Source organism: Cyanobium sp. Morenito 9A2 (genome assembly GCF_024345575.1).
Taxonomy (GTDB): domain Bacteria; phylum Cyanobacteriota; class Cyanobacteriia; order PCC-6307; family Cyanobiaceae; genus ATX-6F1.
Genome location: NZ_JAGQBJ010000005.1, coordinates 102,606 through 121,790, shown reverse-complemented (window position 1 = coordinate 121,790; position 19,185 = coordinate 102,606). Strand labels below are relative to the sequence as shown.

Genomic DNA, 19,185 nt, shown 5'->3' with positions numbered 1-19,185 from the left:
CGTTTGGCTCCCATGGGGGAGTCTCCCATCGGGCTGTTCAGCGGCGTCTGATCGCTTCCGGGGCCAGGTCCCGAGCCGGCATCGCCAGCGTTCCTGATCCGTCCGGTCCGGCGGATCCTGGCCAGCCGGTTCAGCGGCAGCCCCGTTCATCTGGCAGGTCACTGGCACGGTTGCCATTGGCGCAGCGTTGTCCCTCCAGCTCGGGCGAGGGAACCATGGCCGCCGGATGGCCACTGCGAAACAGGCACGGCTGTGGTGGAGCAGAGGGCTGACCGTCCGCACCCGACGGGCCAGTCCCTCGACCCAGCATCCCTCGACCGTGCCCGAGCTGTCGCTGTCCGCGCAACGGGCATGGGGCGTCACCAACGGGGGGATCCGCGGGTCAGAGCCCTTCTCGCCGTGGGGTTTCCTGCCCTGGCAGGGACCAGGATCACCGAACGTCCGGCACCCTGATCAGGCCTGGCGGGAAGGGCCCGTGGGGAGCAGTCGAAGACCGGTCACGGGCGGACGTGGGCTGGGCCATGCCCTCTTTTCTTGGCCCAGATCCCCTGCCGCCCCATGGTTCTGGGCAGATTCAGGGGGATCTCAGGAGAGCTGACGCGCCACCGAGGCTGGGGCTCCTGGCGCCGCATCAGTAGTTGCCCAGGCTGGACTCCACCTTCACCTCCAGGCTTGGCTCAACGCTCGCCACCACCCGGTAGCTGGGGTTGTTCTCGATGTAGCCCAGCTCGCCGCTGTCGATGGTGCGGCCGGCAGCCTTGAAGCGCAGACGCACCCCTGACTCGCCCCGCGGGTGCACCTCCAGTGTTCTCTGCTCGCTGCCCTTGAGCGCACCGATCGGCCGCTCGAACCCAACCCCTGAAACCACCACGTCATCAAGGGTGGCTGCCGAACGGTTGACGACGACCAGCTTCGGCCCTGAACTGCAGCTGGCCAGCAGGAGAAGCAGGGCCAGGCACTGGCATCTCCAGGGGTCAGAGCGCGTCACCGATCAACTTGATGGGGGTGCCCGGGCCATCGGGCTGCACTTCCAGGGTGGAGTAGGTCCACTCCCCGCGGGCTTTGCGTGCCTGCACCACCAGCGTGCCCGAACCCTTCGGACCGCTGATCGGGATCGCCAGGTTGGCGCTGCCATCGGTGCCGCTCACGTTGACCTGGCCGGAGAGGAACAGGCCGCCCTGGATGGGAGCCCCCAGGCGGCTGCGCACCACCGGATCGCCCTGGGCCCGCCCCAGGGCCTCCTTGTAGGGAATGGAGGACTTCATCAGGCCGAACACCCCGAAGACCGCCAGGCCCACGAAGCCCAGCACCGACACCAGGCTGCCGGCGCAGCCCAGGGGCACCACCCAGGGCCAGTTCCGCTGCCACCAATTTCGCTTTGGGGGGGGCTCTGCGATCACAGGGCCAGGGAATCCAAGGCGCGGGAGAGGGCTGCGACGAAGTTGGCGCCCCAGCGGGCGGTGAGGCTTCCGCAGAGCAGCACCAGGCCGGCGCTGGCGATGGCTTCAACGGAGCCAAACCGCAAGGGCTCTTCCAGGGACCAGGGGATGGCCAACAAGAAAACCCCGAGCGCCACGCCCCCGAAGAAGCGCAGCGGTGGGTGCTGGGCCCAGGCGTTGACGAACCGGGGGCCCTGCTCGGAGGAGTCGACGGCCATGAAGAGCCCAGGACACGCGTTTTTCTCAGCTTAGGAACCCTGTTCAAGGCCCCCAGGGGGCGCCGCGGCCCAGGGGACCGGCAGCGCCACGGCACCGCCGCTGACCCCGATGCCGCCGCGGGCGGGGATGGTGATCTCCAGGCGGCTGGGGCGTCCCATCGCTTCCCCCTGCAGGACCGTGAACCGGCCGCCGGGGGGGATCTGACCCAGGGCGCGCAGATAGCCGCCGAGGGCGGCGGCGGCCGAACCGGTGGCGGGGTCTTCGCGGATGCCGCAGGCGGGGGCGGGGTTGCGGGCGTGAAACAGGGCCGCTTCGGCCCGCCAGATCAGCTGCAGGGTGAGCAGCCCTTCGGCCAGCATCAGCTCCCGCAGGGGTTCATAGGGGTAGTCGAGCTGCCCGAGCCGTTCGGCGTGGCGGGCCGCCAGCACCAGGTGCCAGGCGCCGGCGAAGGCCTTGAGCGGCGGCAACGCCGGGTCCAGTTCACCGGCGCCCCAGCCCAGGCAGGCCAGCACGGCCGCCACCAGTTCGGAGTGGGCGGATTCCTGGCGGGGCTCCACCGAGGTGAGGGTGGCCACCGCGCGGCCGTTCTCCCGGCGCACGCTCACCGGCACCTGGCCCACGGCGGTCTGCAGCTGGTAGGTGCCCATGCCCATCGACGTTCCCAGCACGACGCCACTGGCGATGGTGGCGTGGCCGCAGAAGGGCACCTCGCCGCTGGGGCTGAAGTAACGGATCCTGCGCTCCCCTCCCTCCAGCGGTGCCAGGAAGGCCGTCTCCGAATAGCCCAGTTCGGCGGCGAGTTGCTGCATCGCCTCCGCTGGCGGCAGGGCCGCCCCGATCCACACCCCCGCCGGGTTGCCCCCGGCCGGGTCGTCGCTGAAGGCCGCGAGCCGGTGCAGGGTGCCGGCGGCGATCGCTGGGTGAGGGGGGGTGTGCACCGCTCAGGCCCCGCCCGGGGAGGACACGTCCCGGCGCCGCTGCAGCCACTTCAGTGGCAGGGAGAGGACGATCAGGGCGAGGGCCAGCAGGCTGTTGGTGCGGTCGTTCAGGGCGGCCGCCCCCAGGAAGGCCAGGGAGCCCAGGGCCACGATTGAGGCCGCCCAGGCGCCGCCCGGGGCCCTGAAGGGGCGCGGCAGCTCCGGCTCCTTCCAGCGCAGCACCAGCATCGAGACCATGCCGGCCAGATAAAGGAGCACATAGAGCAGGGAGGCCACCCCCAGCAGGCGATTGAAATCGGCGAACAGCACCAGCAGGCCGGTGAGCAGGGTGGTGGCGGCCAGGGCATTCACGGGGGTGCCGCTCGGGCGCACCAGGGCGAAGGCGCCGGGGAACAGCCCGTCGCGGCTGAGGCTGAACAGGATCCGGGGGGCGCACATGATCGAGGTGTTCACCAGCCCCAGCGAGGAGATCAGCGCCAGCACCAGGATCACCTGGCCGCTGAGGGGGCCGAAGAGGGTGCGTGCGGCATCGGCCAGGGGCAGGTCGGAGGCAGCGAGTTCCGCGAGCGGCAGCACCTTCAGAAGGGCCAGGTTCACCAGCAGGACCAATCCGATCACCACCACCAGTCCGCCGATCAAGGAGCGGGGGACTTCCTTTTCGGGCGCGCTGAATTCCTCGGCGAAGTAGATCGGGCTCTGCCAGCCGTCGTAGGTGGTGATCACCGCCTGCAGGGCGAACACCGCCGCGATCACCAGCGCCGAAAGGCCCCCGGGGGCGCAGGGCCCACCGGCTCCGGCCAGCTCCGGCCCATGGCCCGGGCTGAGCAGCAGGCAGGCGCCGATCAGGGCCAGGAAGGCCAGGGCCTTCACCAGGCTCAGGAGCTGCTGGCTGAGGCTGCCGGCCTCCAGCCCGATCAGCTGGATCAGGGCAAAGAGCAGCAGCACCACCAGGGCGATGGCGCTGCCGTTGAGCGGGATCGCGGGGACCAGGGCGGAGGTGTAAGCACCGATCGTGACCACCACCCAGGCGAGGCCGGCGCAGTGGCCCACCCAGTCGATCCAGCCGACGGCGAAGCCGGCCTGATCCCCCAGGGCGCGGCGGGCGTACACGGTCCAGCCCCCGGCGCGGGGCATCGCCGCCCCCAGCTCGGCGACGGCCAGGGCCCCCAGCAGCACGTAGAGCCCCCCCAGCGCCCAGGCGGCCAGGATCAGGGGCCCGTTGCCGAGCTGGGCCGCCACCAGACCGGGGGTGCGCAGGATGCCGGCGCCGATCGAACCGCCCACCGCACCGGCCAGACCGAAGCCCACGCCAAGGATGGAGAGCAATTGCCCCGAAGGAGCGGGGTTCGCCGCTGGGGCCGCACCGACCTGCCCTGGGCTGGGGCCTTGCCTCTGATCCTGGTCGCTGCTCCCAGGGGTCGGTGTCAAGGCAGGCCTCCCATGGCCGGAGCCTAGGGCTCAGCTCCGGCGCAGATAGGCGGGAGCCTTGGGGTGCCGCGAGGGCGTGCCGTAGACGATGTCCGAGGGGAAATACTCGGCGGCCAGCTGCACCTCTGCGGCGGCCTCCTCCCCGGCGCGCTCGGCGATGAAGGCCAGGGCCAGGTCCAGCCCCGCCGAGACCCCCGCCGAGGTCCAGATCGGCCCGTCCTGGGTGGTGCGCTCCTCCACCACCTCCACATCGCCGAGGGCGCGCAGGCGATCGAGGGAACCCCAGTGGGTGGTGGCCCGACGGCCCTCCAGGAGACCGGCGGCGTGCAGCAGGAAGGCGCCGGTGCAGACCGAGAGCACGGCGCCGGCGCCCTCGGCCTGGTCGCGGATGAAGTCGACCAAGGCGGTGTTGAACACTTCTTTTCGGGTGCCCTGGCCCCCCGGCACCAGCAGCACATCCAGCGGCGGGCAGGTGCTGAAGGAGGCGTGGGGGTTGAGTGAGAGCCCCTTGGCGGCCACCACGGGATCGAGCGTTTCGGCCACCACCAGGCAGCGCTCGGGGCCGTTCTCCAGCCGCTGCCAGAGGCTGAAGAGCTCCCAGGGGCCGACGAAATCGAGCTCTTCCACCTGGGGGAAGATCAGGATGCCGATGTTCATGGAAGGGGCCTGGGCCAGCAGGGCTGCGGCGGGCCTGACGTGGGCCCTTGACTCACCAACTCTGGCAGGTTTGTTCGGGTTCAGCCGCCCAGGTCCACCTGCCGAGGTGCTGGCTCGAGAGTCCCGTTGGCCGGGCCAGGCTGGGCTTCCCTGGGCGCATCAACCCAGTGCTTACGACCGGATCAGGACGTCCCCACCGCCGACATCCCAGGTGAAGGCAGCGGAGTTGGATCCTTCCTGGTCGTGGACCGTGCCCGCGCGCCCGCGGTTGCTGCTCATTTCACTTCAGTTGGGGTCGTTTGAAGGGGCCAGGGGCGCTGGTCGAGCTTCTCAGCCCCACGACGGATTCAAGGGTGCTGCTTTTCGATCGCTCCGGTGAACGGGTCGCGGATCGTGACCAGTGCAGCGGGCGGGCCACTCAGCCTCAGCACGCCCACCATGGCTTCGATCACCAGCACCAGCGCCGTCGCTCGTGGATCCAGCCGGCGGCGGGCACGATCACCGGGCGTCCGATGAACGTCGCTCGGCCTTCAGGCTGGGAGGCCCTCAGCGCCAATGGTCCGGGTCCGCGCCCAGGGCACCGGAGCGGGTGCGTTGGTGCTGAGGGCTTCGGGGCATGGGCCCCAACCTCACGGCGTGCGGAATCGGCTCCAGGCCACCAGGGTGGCGGCTGCTGCCGTTCCGCAGGTGCGCAACGGCGGTTTCAAGGCCCCCTGCGCTCCCCAGGACGGCCACGATCAGGTGTTCGGCGGGACGATGCGCCGTGCGCGGTCGGGAGGCGGTGCGCACGATTCTCCCGGTGCCCTGGGGGTTCGCCAGCACGCGGTTGGTGGCGTCGGCAGGCCTTTTCAGGTGTTCAGACCCGTCTCGCCCGGGGGTGTCAAACCGGGCCTCCCGCCCTGCGACAAGGGGTGGTCGCCGCCCCCCGTGCCCTCGATGCCAAGGGGGACCTCACTCGAAACGTGATGGAGCCCGCCGTGGGGCCGAAGGGGAGGGCCGCGCCACCGTGCCGGTCCAGAGGCAGGCATTGGCCTGGTAGGGCCGCAGGCCCGCCAGCCAGAGCAGCCGCTCGAAGCCCTGGGGCGCCGACGCGGCCAGGGCGGCGCGCAACTCCGTTTCGCTGCCCAACAGGGTGGCCTCCGGCCCGGCGGCGCTGATGCGCTGGCAGTGGCCCCTGGTCCCCGGACCGAGCACGGCCGTGGCGATGGAGGGGAAGTCGAAGTTGATGCCGCCGCGGGAGGAGGAGGTGTGGGTGATCCAGCGCAGGGCCAGCCGTTGGCCGTCCGGTCCGCGGTAATCGGCGGCCTGGAGTACCACGACCTGGGGAGGGAGCGGTTGGTGATCGGCCACCTGCGGCACCCGGTGGTAAGTGCCCTCAGGCCGGAGCACGGTGGTGGGGAAAGGAACCGGTCGCTCGACCCCGGGGGGGCGGAACCAGCTCTCGACGCTGAGCAGCGCGGCCCAGCCCGTGAACAACACCAGGACCAGCAGGCGCAGGTCCGTGGGCCGGCCGTCGGGCGGGGCGGGAGCAGGGCCGACGGACCCCATCTCAGCCTCCGGAGCGCCTCCGGCGCAGCTCCCACTCCAGGGAGGCGACCACCAGAACGGTGGTGCCGCCCATGGCCAGCAGTGAGAACAGGCTGGAGCCCAGACCGATGTGCCAGAAGTCGAAGCCGTGCAGCTCGTTCCACCAGCCCGGGGCGGGCTCTGGATCGGTGAACCCCAGCAGCGCCACCCGCAAGCCGTTGACCACGAAGGCCACGAGCACGGCGGCGGCAGCCAGGGCCAACAGGGTTCGATGGCGATGGGCGGGCAGCAGCAGGGCGAAGACCACCACCGCCCCCAGGCAGAGGCTGATCGTGTTGAGCCCGAGACAGCCCTGGCCGATCTCGAGGCTGCGGCCGGGCAGCAGCACCACGATCCCCTCGGCCAGGGCCGGTTGACCGGCGAGCCAGAGCAGGAAAGCGGAAAACGTGGCTGTGAGCCGCGCCGGGCCTTCGGGGGGCAGCAACGCCTGGAACAGCAGCATCGCCGGCGGAAGCAACCCCAGCAGCAGCAGTTGGCGAAACAGGCGCCGCCGGGGGCTGGCGTTCGACACCAGTGCCAGGCCCAGCAATGCCGCCAGGGGGAGTAGGTGCACGAGCGGGTCGTAGAGACGCAGGGCGAAGCTGAGCACCAGCAGGCACCAAAGCAGCAGCAGCAGCCCCGGCAGCAGCAGGGGCCAGGGGGCGGGGGGAAAACCCCGCTGCTGGCGGTCGTCGTGCAGCAGCACGGCGCCCCCCAGCCAGACCAGGGCGGCCATGATCGCGTAGTCGCCGGCGCCGGGCCCGCTGCGGGTCATCAAGGTGAGCTGGCTGGCGGCCAGGCCGGCCAGCAACGCCAGGGGCAGATCAGCCGGCTTCATGGGTCTCGGCTTCGGCCCGGGAACGCTCGGCCCGCAAACGGCGGCCGCGCTCGACCCAGGGGCCCAGCCGCGCCGGCCAGAACAGGCTTGCCAGCAGGTAGAACCCGGCGTAGACGGTGGCGGTGGCCGCCAGGCGCAGGTTTTCCTTGAGCAGGTTGCCGGCGGCGTCACTGCGGCGGCGCAGATCCTCGGAGCGCAGGTTCGCCTCGACCCGATCGAGCAACTGGGTCGCGGCGGCCCGCTGGTCCTTCAGGCTGGCCGACGGGCTGGCCAGGGGGGAACTGGGGTTGCTCAGGCTGGGTCGCAGGACGGGCTGCTGGTCGAGCAGTCGCCGCAGCGAGGGAGCATCGGGGGCGACCCGCAGCTGCTGGCGGAAGGCCCCGAGGCCCGAGAGGGTGCTTTGCAGCTGACCCTTGAGTTGGGCCAGCCCCTGGCTCTGGATCTCACCGGCGACAGCCACGATCGAGACGGCCGTGAGCAGGTAGAGCAGTGCCACCAGCCTCAGCAGCGGCCCCAGCACGGTGGCCAGCCACACCTCCCAGGCGGCGGGCAGGGCGCCGCCGCCGAAGCCGGCGAACAGCAGGATCAAGGCCACCAGCGGCAGCGTGGAGCGTTCCAGCAGCTCGCGCAGGCTGCCGAACAGGCGCTCGGGCTGATTGAAGGCGAAGGGCAGCAACGCCGGGATCACACTGACGGCGAACAAACCCAGCAGGGTGTAGGCCGTGAGGCGGGCAAAGCTGCGGGCGCGACCGGTGCTGAAGGCCTGGTCCGTGGTCGGATCGGTCATGGGCGGAGCCTATGGCCCACCCACAGGTTGGCAAGGTGTTCTGCCCCGGGGAACCTCCCTGGCCCCTGGGTACCCGTGCCCGTCCCAGGTCCGCTACGGCCCTTGCAACCCCCTCGTACGATCCGCACAGCTCGCGAGCACCATGACCCGCCTCAGCCCACCGGAACAGGTGATCGGTGGCAGCGGCGGCGTCCGCTCGGAGGACCAGGCAGGGCGGGTGCCGCGGGGCTCCGGTGACGGCCGCCGCGAGGGCTTCAACCTCACCACCCTGGTCCGGGTGATCCGGCGGCGGCGGCGGCCGTTCCTGATCACCGTGGTGGTCGTGGCTCTGTTCCAGGTGTCGCAGACCCTGTACAAGCTCTACTTCGATCCGGTGTACCAGGGGGGGTTCACCCTGCTGATCTCCGATCCGGTGAACGACCGGCCCAGTTCCAGCGGCGGTGGCGCCGCCGCCGGCAGCGACGGCGGCGGCGCGATCGAATCGCTGGCCCGCAACACCTTCAACATTGATGTCCCCACCCTGATCAAGGTGCTGGAGAGCGCGGCGGTGCTGGAGCCGGTGTACCTGGAGCTGGCCCGCTCGGGGGTGAAACCCAGGGCCCTCCCCCGCATCAACGTGTCGCTGGTGCCGGTGGACGCGGTGCAACGCAACGGTCTTGTGGCGCCTGGGGTGCTGAATGTGAGCGGAAAGGGCTCCGACCAGCAGGTGGTGCAGCAGGCCCTGACGCTCGCCGAGAAGAGCTACCTGGGCTGGGCGACCAGCCAGCGCCAGGAGCGCCTCAACGATGGCCTGCGCTTTCTCGATCGCCAGGCGCCCCTGCTGCAGGCCAAGAGCGATGCCCTGCAACTGGAGCTGGAGCAGTTCCGCAAGGCCAACAACCTGGTGCAGCCCACGGAGGAGGCCCTGGCCCTGCGCCAACAGCTGGAGCGCCTGCAGGGCCAGTTGCTGGCCCAGGGGGGTGAGCGCAGACGGCTGGAGCAGGTGCGCACCGAGGTGGCCAGCGGCAAGCTCTCGGCGCGCCGTTTCAGCATCGGCTCCACCAACCCTGGTGACAGTGGCGGTGGCTCGACAGTCGAGGCCGGCGGCAGCGGCAACAACCTGGCCGCCAACCTGCCCAACCAGGCGCTGTTGGATGAGCTGCAACGGATCGAGGTGGAGATCGCCGAGGCTCGCTCCCGCTACCGCCCCGGCGCCCCCGTGCTGCTCAGCCTGCTGGCGGCCCGTGACCAGCTGCGCCCGCAACTGCTCCGCAAGGAGCTCGACGCCGTGACTGCCGCCCTGCGGCAGAACGCCAACGCCACGGCGATCACCCGCGCCCAGATCGCCAAGCTGGATGCTCAGTTCAAGCTGCAGCCGGCACTGCTGCGGGAGTTCGACGCGCTCAAGCAGAAGCTGGAGATCGCCGACGGCAACCTGGCCAACTACCTCCGCACCCGCGAGCAGTTCCAGCTGGAGATCGCCCAGCGCAGCACCCCCTGGAAGGTGATCTCCCCCACCAGCGTGGCGCTCACCCCCGTGGAGCCCTCCCTGGGCAAGGGGGTGTTCCAGGGGATCCTCTTCGGGCTGGTGGCGGGGGCGGGTGTGGCGCTGCTGCGCGACCGGCTCGACCATGTGTTCCACAGTCCCCAGGAGGTGCGCGAAGACCTGGGCGTCCCCCTGCTGGGCCACGTGCCCTACGTGGCCTTCTTCGATGGTGTGCGGCGGGAGAAGCGCTTCCTGCTCCAGGAGCTCGACCAGCAGACCGATGGCCAGGGGGGCTACCAGCGCTTCTTCTACCAGGAGGCCCTGCGCAACCTCTACACCTCCCTGCGCTTCCTCCACACGGACAGGCCCCTGGTGTCGGTGGCGCTCACCAGTTCGGTGCCCGCCGAGGGCAAGAGCCTGTTGAACGTACTCCTGGCGAAAACGCTCTCGGAGCTGGGCCAGAGGGTGCTGCTGGTGGACGCCGACCTGCGCAAGCCGCAGATCCACCATCGCCTCGGCCTCGACAACCTCCGTGGCCTCACGAACCTGCTCACCGAGGAGGGGCTGGACTGGCGGGATGTGGTCCAGGAGGTGCCCGATTACCCGGGGTGGAGCGTGATCACCGCCGGCCGCCGGCCCCCCGATCCGCCGCGGCTGCTGGGTTCCGAGCGCATGGGTGCGTTGGTGCATGACATCGGCACCAGCGGCGTCTTCGATCTGGTGCTTTATGACACCCCGCCGGCCCTGGGCCTGGCGGATGCGGCCCTGGTGGCCCAGCACCTGGAGGGCATCGTGCTTCTGGTCACCCTCAACCGCGTCGATCGCTCCCTGCCCGCCGAAGCCGTGGATCGGATCAACGATGCCGGTGTGCCGCTGCTGGGGATCGTCACCAACGCCCGCCGACCCAAGGGCGAGAAATCCGGCGCCTACGCCTACGGCTATGGCTACGGCTACAACGACGTGCGCAGTTACAGCGGCTATGGCGGCTTCGATGCCGGATCGGCCTACAGCTACTACGACAAGGCCGCTCCCGATGGCGACGACGATCCCCCCCAGCGCGCCCGACGTGCCCCTCACCTGTGGGCGGACTGGAAGAAACGTCTCGGTCGCTGGCTCGACGGCTGAGGCTGATCAGCACTGGATCCGGCACGGGAACCCAGCCAGTGCCGGATCCACTCTGACCAGCGTCAAATTGCTCCAGCTCGGCCTGGGCCGCCAGCAGACGGTCAAAGGGGTCGCGATGGGCCAGGGCGTAGCCACCGGCTCGGATCGCATGCACGGATGGATGGCCAGGTGTCGAAACCCCTGACCATCGAGCAGGGGCCCCCAATCCTCCAGGAGCACGGCGGCAGAGGGAAGCCTGCCGATGCGGTACTTGGTGGCAATCTCCCAGGCACTGGCGGCGCTCACGAGTACCTCGGAGGCTGGGTCGGCCAGGGCTGCCGCCACCGCCGGGCTGAGGCGCTCCGGCTCCGACAGCCACCAGAACAGCACGTGCGTATCGAGCAGCAGTCGCGGCAGGCTCATGAACCGGGAACCAGCCCCCCCCCTCAAAGGACTCCAGCTCCAGCTCCTGCTCCGGCAGGGGTTCAAGCAACACCTCCGGTGGCGGCAGGGGCATCTGCTCCCGCAAGGCTCCACTCCTGCGCCAGCCGGCCTGCCCCTCCAGGGGCATGAGCCGGGCCCAGGGCCGGCCCGCCTTGGCGAGCACGATCGTCTCGCCGGCGTGGGCGGCGTCGAGCAGGCGTGAGAACTGGGTCTTGGCTTCGTGCACATGGACCACCCGCATCCAGTTACCCACTGTCAGGTGGACTCAACTTGGTCCAGTCCGATCAGCCCACCCAGTCCTGCTGGAGGTGCTGAATCGCCTTGAATGCCGGCTCCCTGTGCACGGGCACGGTGCCTTGGGCGAGCGCCGCAGCGACCATCCAGACCAGCGGCCAGTCCCACCGCTGCCCGGCGCAGAGGCTCCCCGATCCGTTGCGACGATCAGCTCCAGAGCAGAAAAGCCATCGACCCCAGCGCCGTTCTGGCAGCCATCGTTCCAGGCTTCGGTGGGGGGTGGCTGGTGCAGCTGATCCTCGGGCGATGCCTCCGTCGCGCCGGCCAGCGCGGCCAGGCGCTTCTCCAAGGCCGCCAGACGCTGCGGTTGAGGCTCAGCCTCCAGGGCGCCGGTCCCCCACCCCAGCACGATGGCGGCAGGGGCCCGTCGTCGTCAGGCCGAGCGGGTGCCCACTCAGGCGGGAAGGCGTTCTCAGGATTTTCTCAGAACGAGCCGGGACGTCTTCAGCAGACAGCGCCTGCAACATGGCCAAGATTGGGCCTTGGCTTGGATTTCATCCATGGAGGGCGTTTGACCAGAGCTCTGCTGCCGGGCCTGCTCGGCGCCGGTTGTGCCGCCGGTCTTGCCTGGGGAGCCTGGCAGCCGGCGCAGGCCGTGACCTACTGGATCACGAACGGTACCTACAGCTATGCCGGAGCCGGCAATGCGGGAACCTTCAGCGGCTGGTTCAACTGGGATGGAACGGCCCTGTCCGGCGGATCGCTCCGGGTGACAGGTGCCAACCCCCTGGGCCTGACCTCGCCGGTCACCTTCACCAACGTCGGTTACGACCCCACAAGCGGCAATGCGCCAGCGAACTCAACCAGTCCGATCGCGCTCTACTTTTGGAATGAAGCGGGCGGCGGCAACGAGCCCGGGTTCAGGCTGGCCCTTGCCAGCCCCCTGGCGACCACTCCAACCAACACCAGCTCAACGCCGATCAGCGCGACGGCGGCCAACAGTGTGTTCTGCACCAATTTCAGAGACAACAACAACAACATCAACAGCAATCAGGTGTCCAACAATCTGAATTGCCCGAACGCCTCGGCCACCGCTTTGCAGGGTGTCTCGGCCACCGTCGCCGCCCCGGCCCCACTGTCATGGCTAGGCGTTGGCGCACTCCTTCCCATGCTCTTTCTGCGCCGCCGCTACGTTGCGCTCCTACCCAATCCGGCGGATCCCCGGCCCCGGCCTGGGTTGACGGCTACCGCTCCTCCAGCCCGATAGAACTTGTCGGAGGGCTCTCCTGGTCGGGTGGGCTGCGGTCGACGGATGGCCCGATCGCCCTCCTGCCGCCGTGGGGACTCCCGTGGAACGGACCTGCCCCCCCCCTAGGCCCCGATGCGCCGCTCAGCGACTGCTTCGGTGGCAGCACCCTGATCGCCGCCAAGGCCCTGGGGGTACGCAACCAAGGCCCCTGTGACACCCCTGAACTCGCCCAGGGGGCCCTTCCGAACGTGGGAGTGGCCGCCGCTGATGAGAAAGCGTGCGATTCAAGGGCTTGAGTCATGGAATCGCCCGGATCCGCTCCTGGCGCGTTCCCTGGAGGCGGCTGCCCCGCCGGAGGTGGGATCGGCGCCTACGGATCTGCAGAGACCATTGTCTCGAACGTCAACACGATGAGCGTCAGCTGCAGAGCATTTGACGGGAGATCCGACACGGTCGCTGGGCCATGGATGGTGTCGTTGCCGGGGCGCCAGCGCTTGTTCAAGTGCGAAGGCTGCGTCGATGGGAGTGGTTGACCCGACCGCACTTCAGCTGTGTCCTTGCTCCGGGCAGAAGTGGTGAATCACGGCGCCAAGATGTATCTATGTTTGACCCATGGGGCCAACAGTACTGACGACGACTGCGCCAATGCACCAGGCCATCCAGCAACAGTGGTCCATCCAAAAGGCTTGCGATTGAACCTCGTGGGACGCTGTCGAGGACAGCCAATCACGTCGTCACGATGGAGGCGGGGGCAGGACCTGCTGGGGCAGACCTGCCAGCGATCAACACGTAGCTCCCTGCGCTGACAGCAACAAACGTTTCCAGCCGCTGGCGAGGCCAAGGCGAGCGGCCAGAACGGTCCGAACCAGCGACGGACCGCTCCTCATGCGCACCATCGCTGACCCAGCCCTTCACACCCTGGCGTCCGGGGGCCTGTCAACCCCCAAGAAAGCCTGCCGCGGCGCCCTCCTGCGAACGGGTTCCGGCTCCAGCCAAGTGGTGAAGGCCCCAGGGGCCGGTTGTCGGCTTCATGCATCTTGAAGTAAACTCTTTTAGGAATTTGCTCTTCAACCAGGCGCGTGGGGCTCACCAAAGAAGCGATGCTCCCCAGCCTCTTGGGAGCCTGCTGTGCTCTTGCGCTGACCGTGGGCGTTGATCAGCCAGCGAATGCGATCACCTATTTTCTCGGCGGTGCCTACAGCTTTACGGGAGTGGCAGGCACCAACGGCACCTCCGGAACCATCAGCGGCTACTTCAACTGGGGCGGGACCGCTGCTGGTTTTGGGGCCTACGACATCAGCTTGACGACTGTTCCCACGACGGGCCTTGATCAGACCTCCCGTTGGGCCACGGGGTTGCAGGGCGGAACAATCGCCACCGCAGTATCAGGGGGTACCCAGTACTTGATCTTGAACAACACACCGAATGGCGCTGATGTCATCCGCTTCACGATCGCTTCCGCGCTTCCCGCGGCAGCTCCGGGAGGCACAGCCACAGAATCGAGAGCAATCACGGGCATTGAATACTGCGACAATGGCATCTACACCGGCGCAGGCGTTTGTGGCACTGGAGGAGTTGTCAGGGGTACGTGGACAGCGTCCACGACCCTTGCGAAGGCACCGGCGCCCATCTCCTGGTTTGGCCTTGCTGTGTTCCTGCCCGTGCTGATGGCGCGCCGTCGCTATGCGGAGCTGAAGACCAGGTTGTCAGCGGCCCAGCCTGACCCGGAACTGGTTCCAACGGCCTGAGGCCGCCCCACTCCCAGGGAGCTGTCCAGGCCCGGGGGGGGCACCAGGGGGCCGTGGCCTGAAATCCAGGACCCCAGCAGGGCGTCCCCGGGAGGCCCCATCTCTGGCCACCTCCCCAGCTCAGGTCCCCAGGGCAGTGCTGGAGCGGTCCTCCCCCCTATCCCCAGGTGCCCTTGCCAGACCAGCCCGGAAGCCGCGCTTGCCTTGCCTACCCGTTAAGCATTCATGCGGTGAAGGGACCGTTCTCACGACCACTGCGGGGGCTGGCTGCGCAATCGCTGTCCTTGGGGAGCTTGGCGAAAGCGCGTCCAAGGCCATCACCTGAACGATTCAGAACCAGACCTACACCGATTGCCTCACGTCCCGGGTGAGCCTGGCAGGGAGGTCATGCCATGACGCCATCGAGCGCCAATCGGGCACCTGTTCAGGTTGTTTCCCCTGAGATGACGCCGCACCCCCGGTGGTTCCCTCACCTTCAGCAACACCCCGGATGAAACCCCTGCACCTGCGGTTTCCTTCCGTACAACCCAGGTGGCAACGGCGATCTGACCTTCTTCGCTCCAACCACTGGAGCTGCTCCCAGCGGCGTCAGGATTGCACTGACGGCAGACCTCCCGAGCACCACCCCTGGCCCCGATGCCGTGGCCCACATCAGAGCACCATTGGCTCCAGCGACACAGCGGGGTTCAGTTCGATCGGCCAAGACGTCGGCACAGGCGGCGCCAACCTGACGCCCAAGAGCCTGGCGGGGGACATCTCATGCGTTAGCACCCAGCGCCACTTCGGGAGCATCGGTGGGCCACTCAAGGCCCCGTCACCGGTCTGTGCCCCGGGTCTTCTGCTGGCCCTGGCCCCCTGCCTTGCCCTGCGCCGCCGCTATGCCCCCTCACGCCCCCCAGCGCTCGGAGTCTGACCAGACGCGATCAGACCCAGCTGTCGAAGGGTCCTTGCTCCGATCGTTCTGCAGGTCCTTCGTTGCTTGATGGCGTGGTCAACTCAAGGCAGTTTGATTAGATTTCAAGCCTTCAAAACCTGCTTCCGCCCCAGCCCCATGGCCACCGCCTCCGACGTGCTCCGCATTGCCGCCGGTGAAATCGGATTCGGTGAAACCAACGCCAACAACGTCACCAAGTACGGCACCTGGTATGGCCTCCAGGCGGAGTGGTGCGGTCTGTTCAGTTCCTACGTGTTCCACCAGGCGGGACTGCCCTTGCCGATCACCACCGCCAAGGGCTTCAGCTACTGCCCCTTCGCCGTGCGCTGGTTCAAGGACAGGGGCCAGTGGATCGAGGGCCCAGCAGGTGCCCGGTCCGGCGATCTGGTCTTCTTCGATTGGTATCCCGGCACGGCCGACTCCGACGCCTGGCATGTGGGGATCGTCGAATCGGTCGCCCCCGGCGGTCAGGTGACCTGCATCAACGGCAACATCGGCCCCTTCCCCGCCAGGGTGCGCCGTGATCGCCATCCGATGGCGAACGTCTACGGCTACGGCCGTCCCCGTTTCGATGGCCTCAGCGCCCCGGGCGAAACCAGCGGCGCCCCCGCCTGGCCGGGGATCTACCGCAGCCTCACCAGTCCGCTCAGCGTGGGGCAGGACGTGCTCGCCTGGCAGCGGCGACTGATCCTGCTGGGCTGGGACCTGGGTCCCTCGGGCCCTTCCGGTCGTGGTGATGACGGGGCATTCGGCCCGATCTCCTACCAGGAGCTCCAGGCCTTCCAGCGCGCCGCCGGTCTGGAGGTGGATGGCATCCTCGGCCCCGAATCCTGGCGGGTCGCTTTCGCCGAGCTGGCTCCCCGGCCAGGGACCGGGGCAGCGGCCACCGGGCTGGGGCCGGCGGGGGATTGAACGAGCTGGCGGAGCTGCGCCCCAGCAAGCGAACGAGGACGTGCCCCAGGGCTGATCGCTCGGGTTGAGCCGCCACCGCTCCCTGGCTCCTGGGGTGGCGGGCTGGCGATCCACCGGATCACAGGGGACGATGGTTTCAAAACCTGCCCCCGCCCCCTGGTGGGACGCCCCATTCGGCAGGCATTCCCCCGGCCTAACAGGTCACGGCTCCCGGTTCCTGGGGCCCGATGTCCCTCGGCAGATCGGCCCAGCCTTCCGGCTCCGCATCCAGACGGCGGGTGTTTTCGATGGCCACGAGCTTCTCGAAGGGCAGGTGGCGGCGAATCAGCTCCCAGTACTGGTCAGTGATGCGCTCCGGGGAGGCCTCCGCCAGCAGCAGACCCCGGGCCGCCTTGCCCTGGCGCTGGGCCTCCTCGGGGTGGTCAGCGAGATGACGGATCCAGCGGGCCAGGCCATCGGCATCGCCATTGGCGAACCAGGCGCCACAGCCACTGGAGCGCACCAGCTGCTGCAGTTCGGAGCCCTCCGGGGTGATCGCGGCAATCGGGGTCGCCGCCGCCAGGTGCCCGTAGAGCTTGCTGGGGGCCACCAGCCCCTCGGCGCCGATGCCCAGGCTGACCACCGCCAGGTCGGCGCAGGTGAGGGAGTAGGGCAACACCTCCAGGCTCTGGAAGGGGAGAAACCTGCAATTGAGCAGACCCCAGTCGTTGATCAGGCCGATGAGCCGTTCCCGCTGGGGACCGGAGCCGATGAACAGAAAGCGGATGCGCCGGTCGTGGCGGAGAAGCAGGGCTGCCGCCATGAGGGTGACCAGGTCGTGGCAGCGGCCCTGGTTGCCGGAGTAGAGCACCGTGAACAACGGTTCGAGTCCATGTTTGCGGGCAAACCAGTTATCGGCCTTGGCGAGGGGCTGGATGCGCTCGGGATCCGCCCAGCTGGGTATCACCGACACCTTGGCGGCCGCCTCCGGGCAGAAGCGCCTGAGGCGCTCTGCCATCGACGCGCTCAACACGATCAGCTCCTGGGCCTCGGCAAAGACCCAGCGGTTGAGCTCCCGCCACACCCGGGTGAGCCCATGGCGCTCGGGCAGCACCTTGAGCTCCACCAGCACATCGGGGTAGAGGTCGTAGAGGAGCACCAGGTAGGGGGTGCGGGTGAGGCGATGCAGCAACCAGCCCACCACCGGCAGGTAGGGCGGTTCAGTGGTGTAAAGGAGCAGGTCGCCGCGGCGGGCGTAGCGCAGCAGCCGGGCACTGCTGCGCAGGCAGAACAACAGCCCGTTCACGGCGCGGCCGCGGATGCGCCTGGGCCACAGGCGCGAGGCGCGGGTGCGGCGGATGCAACGGTTGGAGTGGAACTCCAGCTGTGGGGCCTCCTTCTGGTGGAAGGCGTAGGCAGGCTGCCCGGTGACCACCTGCACCTGCAGTCCACGCTGGGCCAGGCGCACGCTCAGATCATCGAGCAACTGGCCTGTGGCGGCGAAATCGGGCGGAAAGAACTGACTCACCACCGTGAGCCGGGCGGTGCGGCTGCGGCTGGCGCGCCAGGACCAGCGTTGGCGCAGCTGGGCGCTCAGGCGGCGCAGACCCCGCAAGGGTACCGGCGGCCGGCTGGGAGCCCTTGGCGAGGAGTCATTGTCAGCGGTCAGGGCAACCAGGTGCAGCCGCAGTCATTTTGGGGGCGGAACCACTCTGGAACCAGGCCACCCACCTGAGGAATCCATGACAACGGGCTGACCGTTGCCGTCAAGGCTTCAGGGAGGGCTGGTCAGGACCCCAGCGGTGGCCGCTGGGGCGGGCCGGGTGGCCGGCGTAGATCACCCCAGCCCCCAGGTCGCCGCTGGCCACCGCCGCCAGGGCCACGACCGTGCCGGCCCCCACCCGCGTGCCGGGGGCGAGCACGGCCCGGGCGCCGATCCAGGCGTCATCGCCCAGCTCGATCGGCCCCAGGAGGAGATCAAAGCCGGGCCTGCGGACATCGTGGTTGCCGGTGCAGAGGTAGGCCCCCTGGGAGAGACAGACCCGATCGCCCAGATGCACCGGGGCCAGGTTGTCGATCCACACCGCTTCCCCCAGCCAGCAGGCCTCGCCCGCCACCAGCCGCCAGGGGTACTTCACCCGCAGGCCGGGCTTGATCCGGCACTGGCGCCCCAGGCGCGCCCCGAAGGCCCGCAGCAGCCCCACCCGCCAGGCCGAACCCGGCAGCCAGCGGGCCGCCAGCAGGGGGCTGCCGACGCAGAACCAGACCAGCTGCACCACCCTGGGGGCGCCCGCGGTGAAATCAGGGGGCAGGCGGTAGGCGGCGAGATCCTGGAGCATGGGCAGGTGTGTGGGGCGCCAAGCGAAGCGGATCTAGCCTGAGGCCATGGCCTTGACCTCAGCCCATCCAACACTGCCCTGGGAGCATCCCACTGCCTTGCCAGAGCGACTGGACCTGGGCCCTGGGATTGATGGGGATCGACTGCGTCTGGGGTTACTGGCGTTGATCGCCGACCCGGAGGTGAAGGCCGTGGTGGGGTTTGGTTCCAGAGCCCGCGGTGAGTCCCGCAGTGATTCGGATCTGGATCTAGTGGTGATCATCCGCAGCGCCCAGCTCACGCCCCAGCAGAAGTTGGCGGGTTGGCGCCGCTACCGAGCGCTGCTGGGCTCGGTGCCGGTGGGTGTTGATCTGCTGGTGACCGGCTGGGGCGATGCGGCGCGGATGGCCCAATCGCGTTGGCACGTGATGGGCGATGTGGCGCGGGAAGGGAAGGTGCTTTATGCCGCCCGCTGAGGATGCGGCCCTACTCCTGGTGATCGTTCAGCGCCATCTGGTGGCCCTGCAGCTGGGGCTCGATGGGGTGTTCCCTGAGGAGGAGTGGGGGTTCCTGGCCCAGCAGGCTCTGGAAAAACTGCTCAAGGCCCAGATCGTGCTGGCGAATCAGCGCCCGCCCCGCAGCCATGACCTCGCAGAACTGGCCGATCTGGCCGGCTCCGATCTGCCGGCCGACCTGCTCGACTTGCAGGTGTTTGCCGTGGAGGCCCGCTACGAGGAGGGGCCTTTTCCGTTGCCCGCCAGCCGGGAGGTTCTGCTGGGGTGGTTGCAGGCGTTGCTGGAGGAGAAGGAGGCGGCGGTGCGCAGGGCGCGGGAGAGCTGATGATTCGCCTCAACCTGACGGAACGGGGCCCATTCCGACCGCACCAGTTGCATTGACGGCAATGCAATCATCGAGGCGGTTGACCAA

18 protein-coding genes and 1 pseudogene are annotated in these 19,185 nt (G+C 69.0%); 6 read left to right on the top strand and 13 right to left on the bottom strand.

Annotation, left to right across the window (positions count from 1 at the left end):
* Nucleotides 1-631: 631 nt before the first annotated feature.
* The 9 genes from KBY88_RS08395 to KBY88_RS08355 form a co-directional block, all read right to left on the bottom strand.
* Complete coding sequence (locus KBY88_RS08395) at nucleotides 632-988, bottom strand: hypothetical protein (RefSeq protein WP_254939469.1); 357 nt, start codon at nucleotides 986-988, stop codon at nucleotides 632-634.
* Nucleotides 975-1,346, bottom strand: coding sequence for a cytochrome c oxidase assembly factor Coa1 family protein (locus KBY88_RS08390; protein WP_254939468.1), 372 nt, complete (start codon nucleotides 1,344-1,346; stop codon nucleotides 975-977). The genes KBY88_RS08395 and KBY88_RS08390 overlap by 14 nt, the downstream gene beginning before the upstream one ends.
* Before the next feature lie 50 nt (nucleotides 1,347-1,396).
* Nucleotides 1,397-1,657, bottom strand: a complete 261-nt coding sequence (locus KBY88_RS08385; RefSeq protein WP_254939467.1) for a hypothetical protein — start codon at nucleotides 1,655-1,657, stop codon at nucleotides 1,397-1,399.
* A 30-nt stretch (nucleotides 1,658-1,687) separates the two neighbouring features.
* Nucleotides 1,688-2,596 (bottom strand): PhzF family protein, encoded by a 909-nt coding sequence (locus KBY88_RS08380; RefSeq protein ID WP_254939466.1) that lies wholly within the window; start codon nucleotides 2,594-2,596, stop codon nucleotides 1,688-1,690.
* 3 nt (nucleotides 2,597-2,599) lie between these two features.
* Nucleotides 2,600-4,024, bottom strand: coding sequence for an APC family permease (locus KBY88_RS08375; protein WP_254939465.1), 1,425 nt, complete (start codon nucleotides 4,022-4,024; stop codon nucleotides 2,600-2,602).
* A 30-nt stretch (nucleotides 4,025-4,054) separates the two neighbouring features.
* Nucleotides 4,055-4,681: a DJ-1/PfpI family protein gene (locus KBY88_RS08370; protein ID WP_254939464.1), complete on the bottom strand. Its 627-nt coding sequence runs from the start codon at nucleotides 4,679-4,681 to the stop codon at nucleotides 4,055-4,057.
* Between the two features lie 951 nt (nucleotides 4,682-5,632).
* Complete coding sequence (locus KBY88_RS08365; protein WP_254939463.1) at nucleotides 5,633-6,229, bottom strand: hypothetical protein; 597 nt, start codon at nucleotides 6,227-6,229, stop codon at nucleotides 5,633-5,635.
* Between the two features lies 1 nt (nucleotide 6,230).
* Nucleotides 6,231-7,085, bottom strand: a complete 855-nt coding sequence (locus KBY88_RS08360; RefSeq protein WP_254939462.1) for an archaeosortase/exosortase family protein — start codon at nucleotides 7,083-7,085, stop codon at nucleotides 6,231-6,233.
* A complete protein-coding gene (locus KBY88_RS08355; RefSeq protein WP_254939461.1) occupies nucleotides 7,072-7,872 on the bottom strand; it encodes a hypothetical protein in 801 nt (266 codons plus the stop codon). Before KBY88_RS08355 ends, KBY88_RS08360 begins: the two co-directional genes overlap by 14 nt.
* A gap of 142 nt (nucleotides 7,873-8,014) precedes the next feature.
* Here KBY88_RS08355 and KBY88_RS08350 point away from each other — a divergent pair, with 142 nt between their 5' ends.
* Entirely contained in the window at nucleotides 8,015-10,462 is a 2,448-nt protein-coding gene (locus KBY88_RS08350) for a GumC family protein (RefSeq protein WP_254939460.1), read from the top strand.
* A 6-nt stretch (nucleotides 10,463-10,468) separates the two neighbouring features.
* On the opposite strand, the gene KBY88_RS08345 is transcribed toward KBY88_RS08350, so the two are convergent.
* Nucleotides 10,469-10,864, bottom strand: coding sequence for a type II toxin-antitoxin system VapC family toxin (locus KBY88_RS08345; RefSeq protein WP_254939549.1), 396 nt, complete (start codon nucleotides 10,862-10,864; stop codon nucleotides 10,469-10,471).
* A gap of 145 nt (nucleotides 10,865-11,009) precedes the next feature.
* Nucleotides 11,010-11,126 (bottom strand): annotated as a pseudogene (locus tag KBY88_RS08340) (type II toxin-antitoxin system Phd/YefM family antitoxin); the annotation flags it as partial.
* Nucleotides 11,127-11,774: 648 nt separating this feature from the next.
* On the opposite strand from KBY88_RS08340, the gene KBY88_RS08335 reads away from it, so the two are divergent.
* The 3 genes from KBY88_RS08335 to KBY88_RS08325 all read left to right on the top strand — a co-directional run bounded on the left by KBY88_RS08335 (nucleotide 11,775) and on the right by KBY88_RS08325 (nucleotide 15,962).
* Nucleotides 11,775-12,386 (top strand): hypothetical protein, encoded by a 612-nt coding sequence (locus KBY88_RS08335; RefSeq protein WP_254939459.1) that lies wholly within the window; start codon nucleotides 11,775-11,777, stop codon nucleotides 12,384-12,386.
* Nucleotides 12,387-13,468: 1,082 nt separating this feature from the next.
* Complete coding sequence (locus KBY88_RS08330; RefSeq protein ID WP_254939458.1) at nucleotides 13,469-14,116, top strand: hypothetical protein; 648 nt, start codon at nucleotides 13,469-13,471, stop codon at nucleotides 14,114-14,116.
* A 1,051-nt stretch (nucleotides 14,117-15,167) separates the two neighbouring features.
* A complete protein-coding gene (locus KBY88_RS08325) occupies nucleotides 15,168-15,962 on the top strand; it encodes a C40 family peptidase (RefSeq protein WP_254939457.1) in 795 nt (264 codons plus the stop codon).
* 193 nt (nucleotides 15,963-16,155) lie between these two features.
* On the opposite strand, the gene KBY88_RS08320 is transcribed toward KBY88_RS08325, so the two are convergent.
* Together KBY88_RS08320 and KBY88_RS08315 are read right to left on the bottom strand one after the other, a co-directional pair.
* Nucleotides 16,156-17,556: a glycosyltransferase family 4 protein gene (locus KBY88_RS08320; RefSeq protein WP_254939456.1), complete on the bottom strand. Its 1,401-nt coding sequence runs from the start codon at nucleotides 17,554-17,556 to the stop codon at nucleotides 16,156-16,158.
* 151 nt (nucleotides 17,557-17,707) lie between these two features.
* Nucleotides 17,708-18,280 carry a WcaF family extracellular polysaccharide biosynthesis acetyltransferase gene (locus KBY88_RS08315; protein ID WP_254939455.1) on the bottom strand — a complete coding sequence of 191 codons (573 nt, stop codon included), beginning with the start codon at nucleotides 18,278-18,280 and terminating at the stop codon, nucleotides 17,708-17,710.
* A gap of 46 nt (nucleotides 18,281-18,326) precedes the next feature.
* Here KBY88_RS08315 and KBY88_RS08310 point away from each other — a divergent pair, with 46 nt between their 5' ends.
* Nucleotides 18,327-18,734, top strand: a complete 408-nt coding sequence (locus tag KBY88_RS08310) for a nucleotidyltransferase family protein (RefSeq protein WP_254939454.1) — start codon at nucleotides 18,327-18,329, stop codon at nucleotides 18,732-18,734.
* Nucleotides 18,721-19,098, top strand: a complete 378-nt coding sequence (locus tag KBY88_RS08305) for a HEPN domain-containing protein (RefSeq protein ID WP_254939453.1) — start codon at nucleotides 18,721-18,723, stop codon at nucleotides 19,096-19,098. Before KBY88_RS08310 ends, KBY88_RS08305 begins: the two co-directional genes overlap by 14 nt.
* Nucleotides 19,099-19,185 lie beyond the last annotated feature (87 nt).

Excerpts from the sequence above, each read along its gene's own strand:
- KBY88_RS08365 (WP_254939463.1), bottom strand. The coding sequence starts at position 6,229 with ATGGGGTCCGTCGGCCCTGCTCCCGCCCCGCCCGACGGCCGGCCCACG.
- KBY88_RS08360 (WP_254939462.1), bottom strand. The coding sequence starts at position 7,085 with ATGAAGCCGGCTGATCTGCCCCTGGCGTTGCTGGCCGGCCTGGCCGCC.
- KBY88_RS08315 (WP_254939455.1), bottom strand. The coding sequence starts at position 18,280 with ATGCTCCAGGATCTCGCCGCCTACCGCCTGCCCCCTGATTTCACCGCG.
- KBY88_RS08330 (WP_254939458.1), top strand. The coding sequence starts at position 13,469 with ATGCTCCCCAGCCTCTTGGGAGCCTGCTGTGCTCTTGCGCTGACCGTG.
- KBY88_RS08305 (WP_254939453.1), top strand. The coding sequence starts at position 18,721 with ATGCCGCCCGCTGAGGATGCGGCCCTACTCCTGGTGATCGTTCAGCGC.
- KBY88_RS08385 (WP_254939467.1), bottom strand. The coding sequence starts at position 1,657 with ATGGCCGTCGACTCCTCCGAGCAGGGCCCCCGGTTCGTCAACGCCTGG.
- KBY88_RS08325 (WP_254939457.1), top strand. The coding sequence starts at position 15,168 with ATGGCCACCGCCTCCGACGTGCTCCGCATTGCCGCCGGTGAAATCGGA.
- KBY88_RS08355 (WP_254939461.1), bottom strand. The coding sequence starts at position 7,872 with ATGACCGATCCGACCACGGACCAGGCCTTCAGCACCGGTCGCGCCCGC.
- KBY88_RS08310 (WP_254939454.1), top strand. The coding sequence starts at position 18,327 with ATGGCCTTGACCTCAGCCCATCCAACACTGCCCTGGGAGCATCCCACT.
- KBY88_RS08345 (WP_254939549.1), bottom strand. The coding sequence starts at position 10,864 with ATGAGCCTGCCGCGACTGCTGCTCGATACGCACGTGCTGTTCTGGTGG.
- KBY88_RS08350 (WP_254939460.1), top strand. The coding sequence starts at position 8,015 with ATGACCCGCCTCAGCCCACCGGAACAGGTGATCGGTGGCAGCGGCGGC.
- KBY88_RS08370 (WP_254939464.1), bottom strand. The coding sequence starts at position 4,681 with ATGAACATCGGCATCCTGATCTTCCCCCAGGTGGAAGAGCTCGATTTC.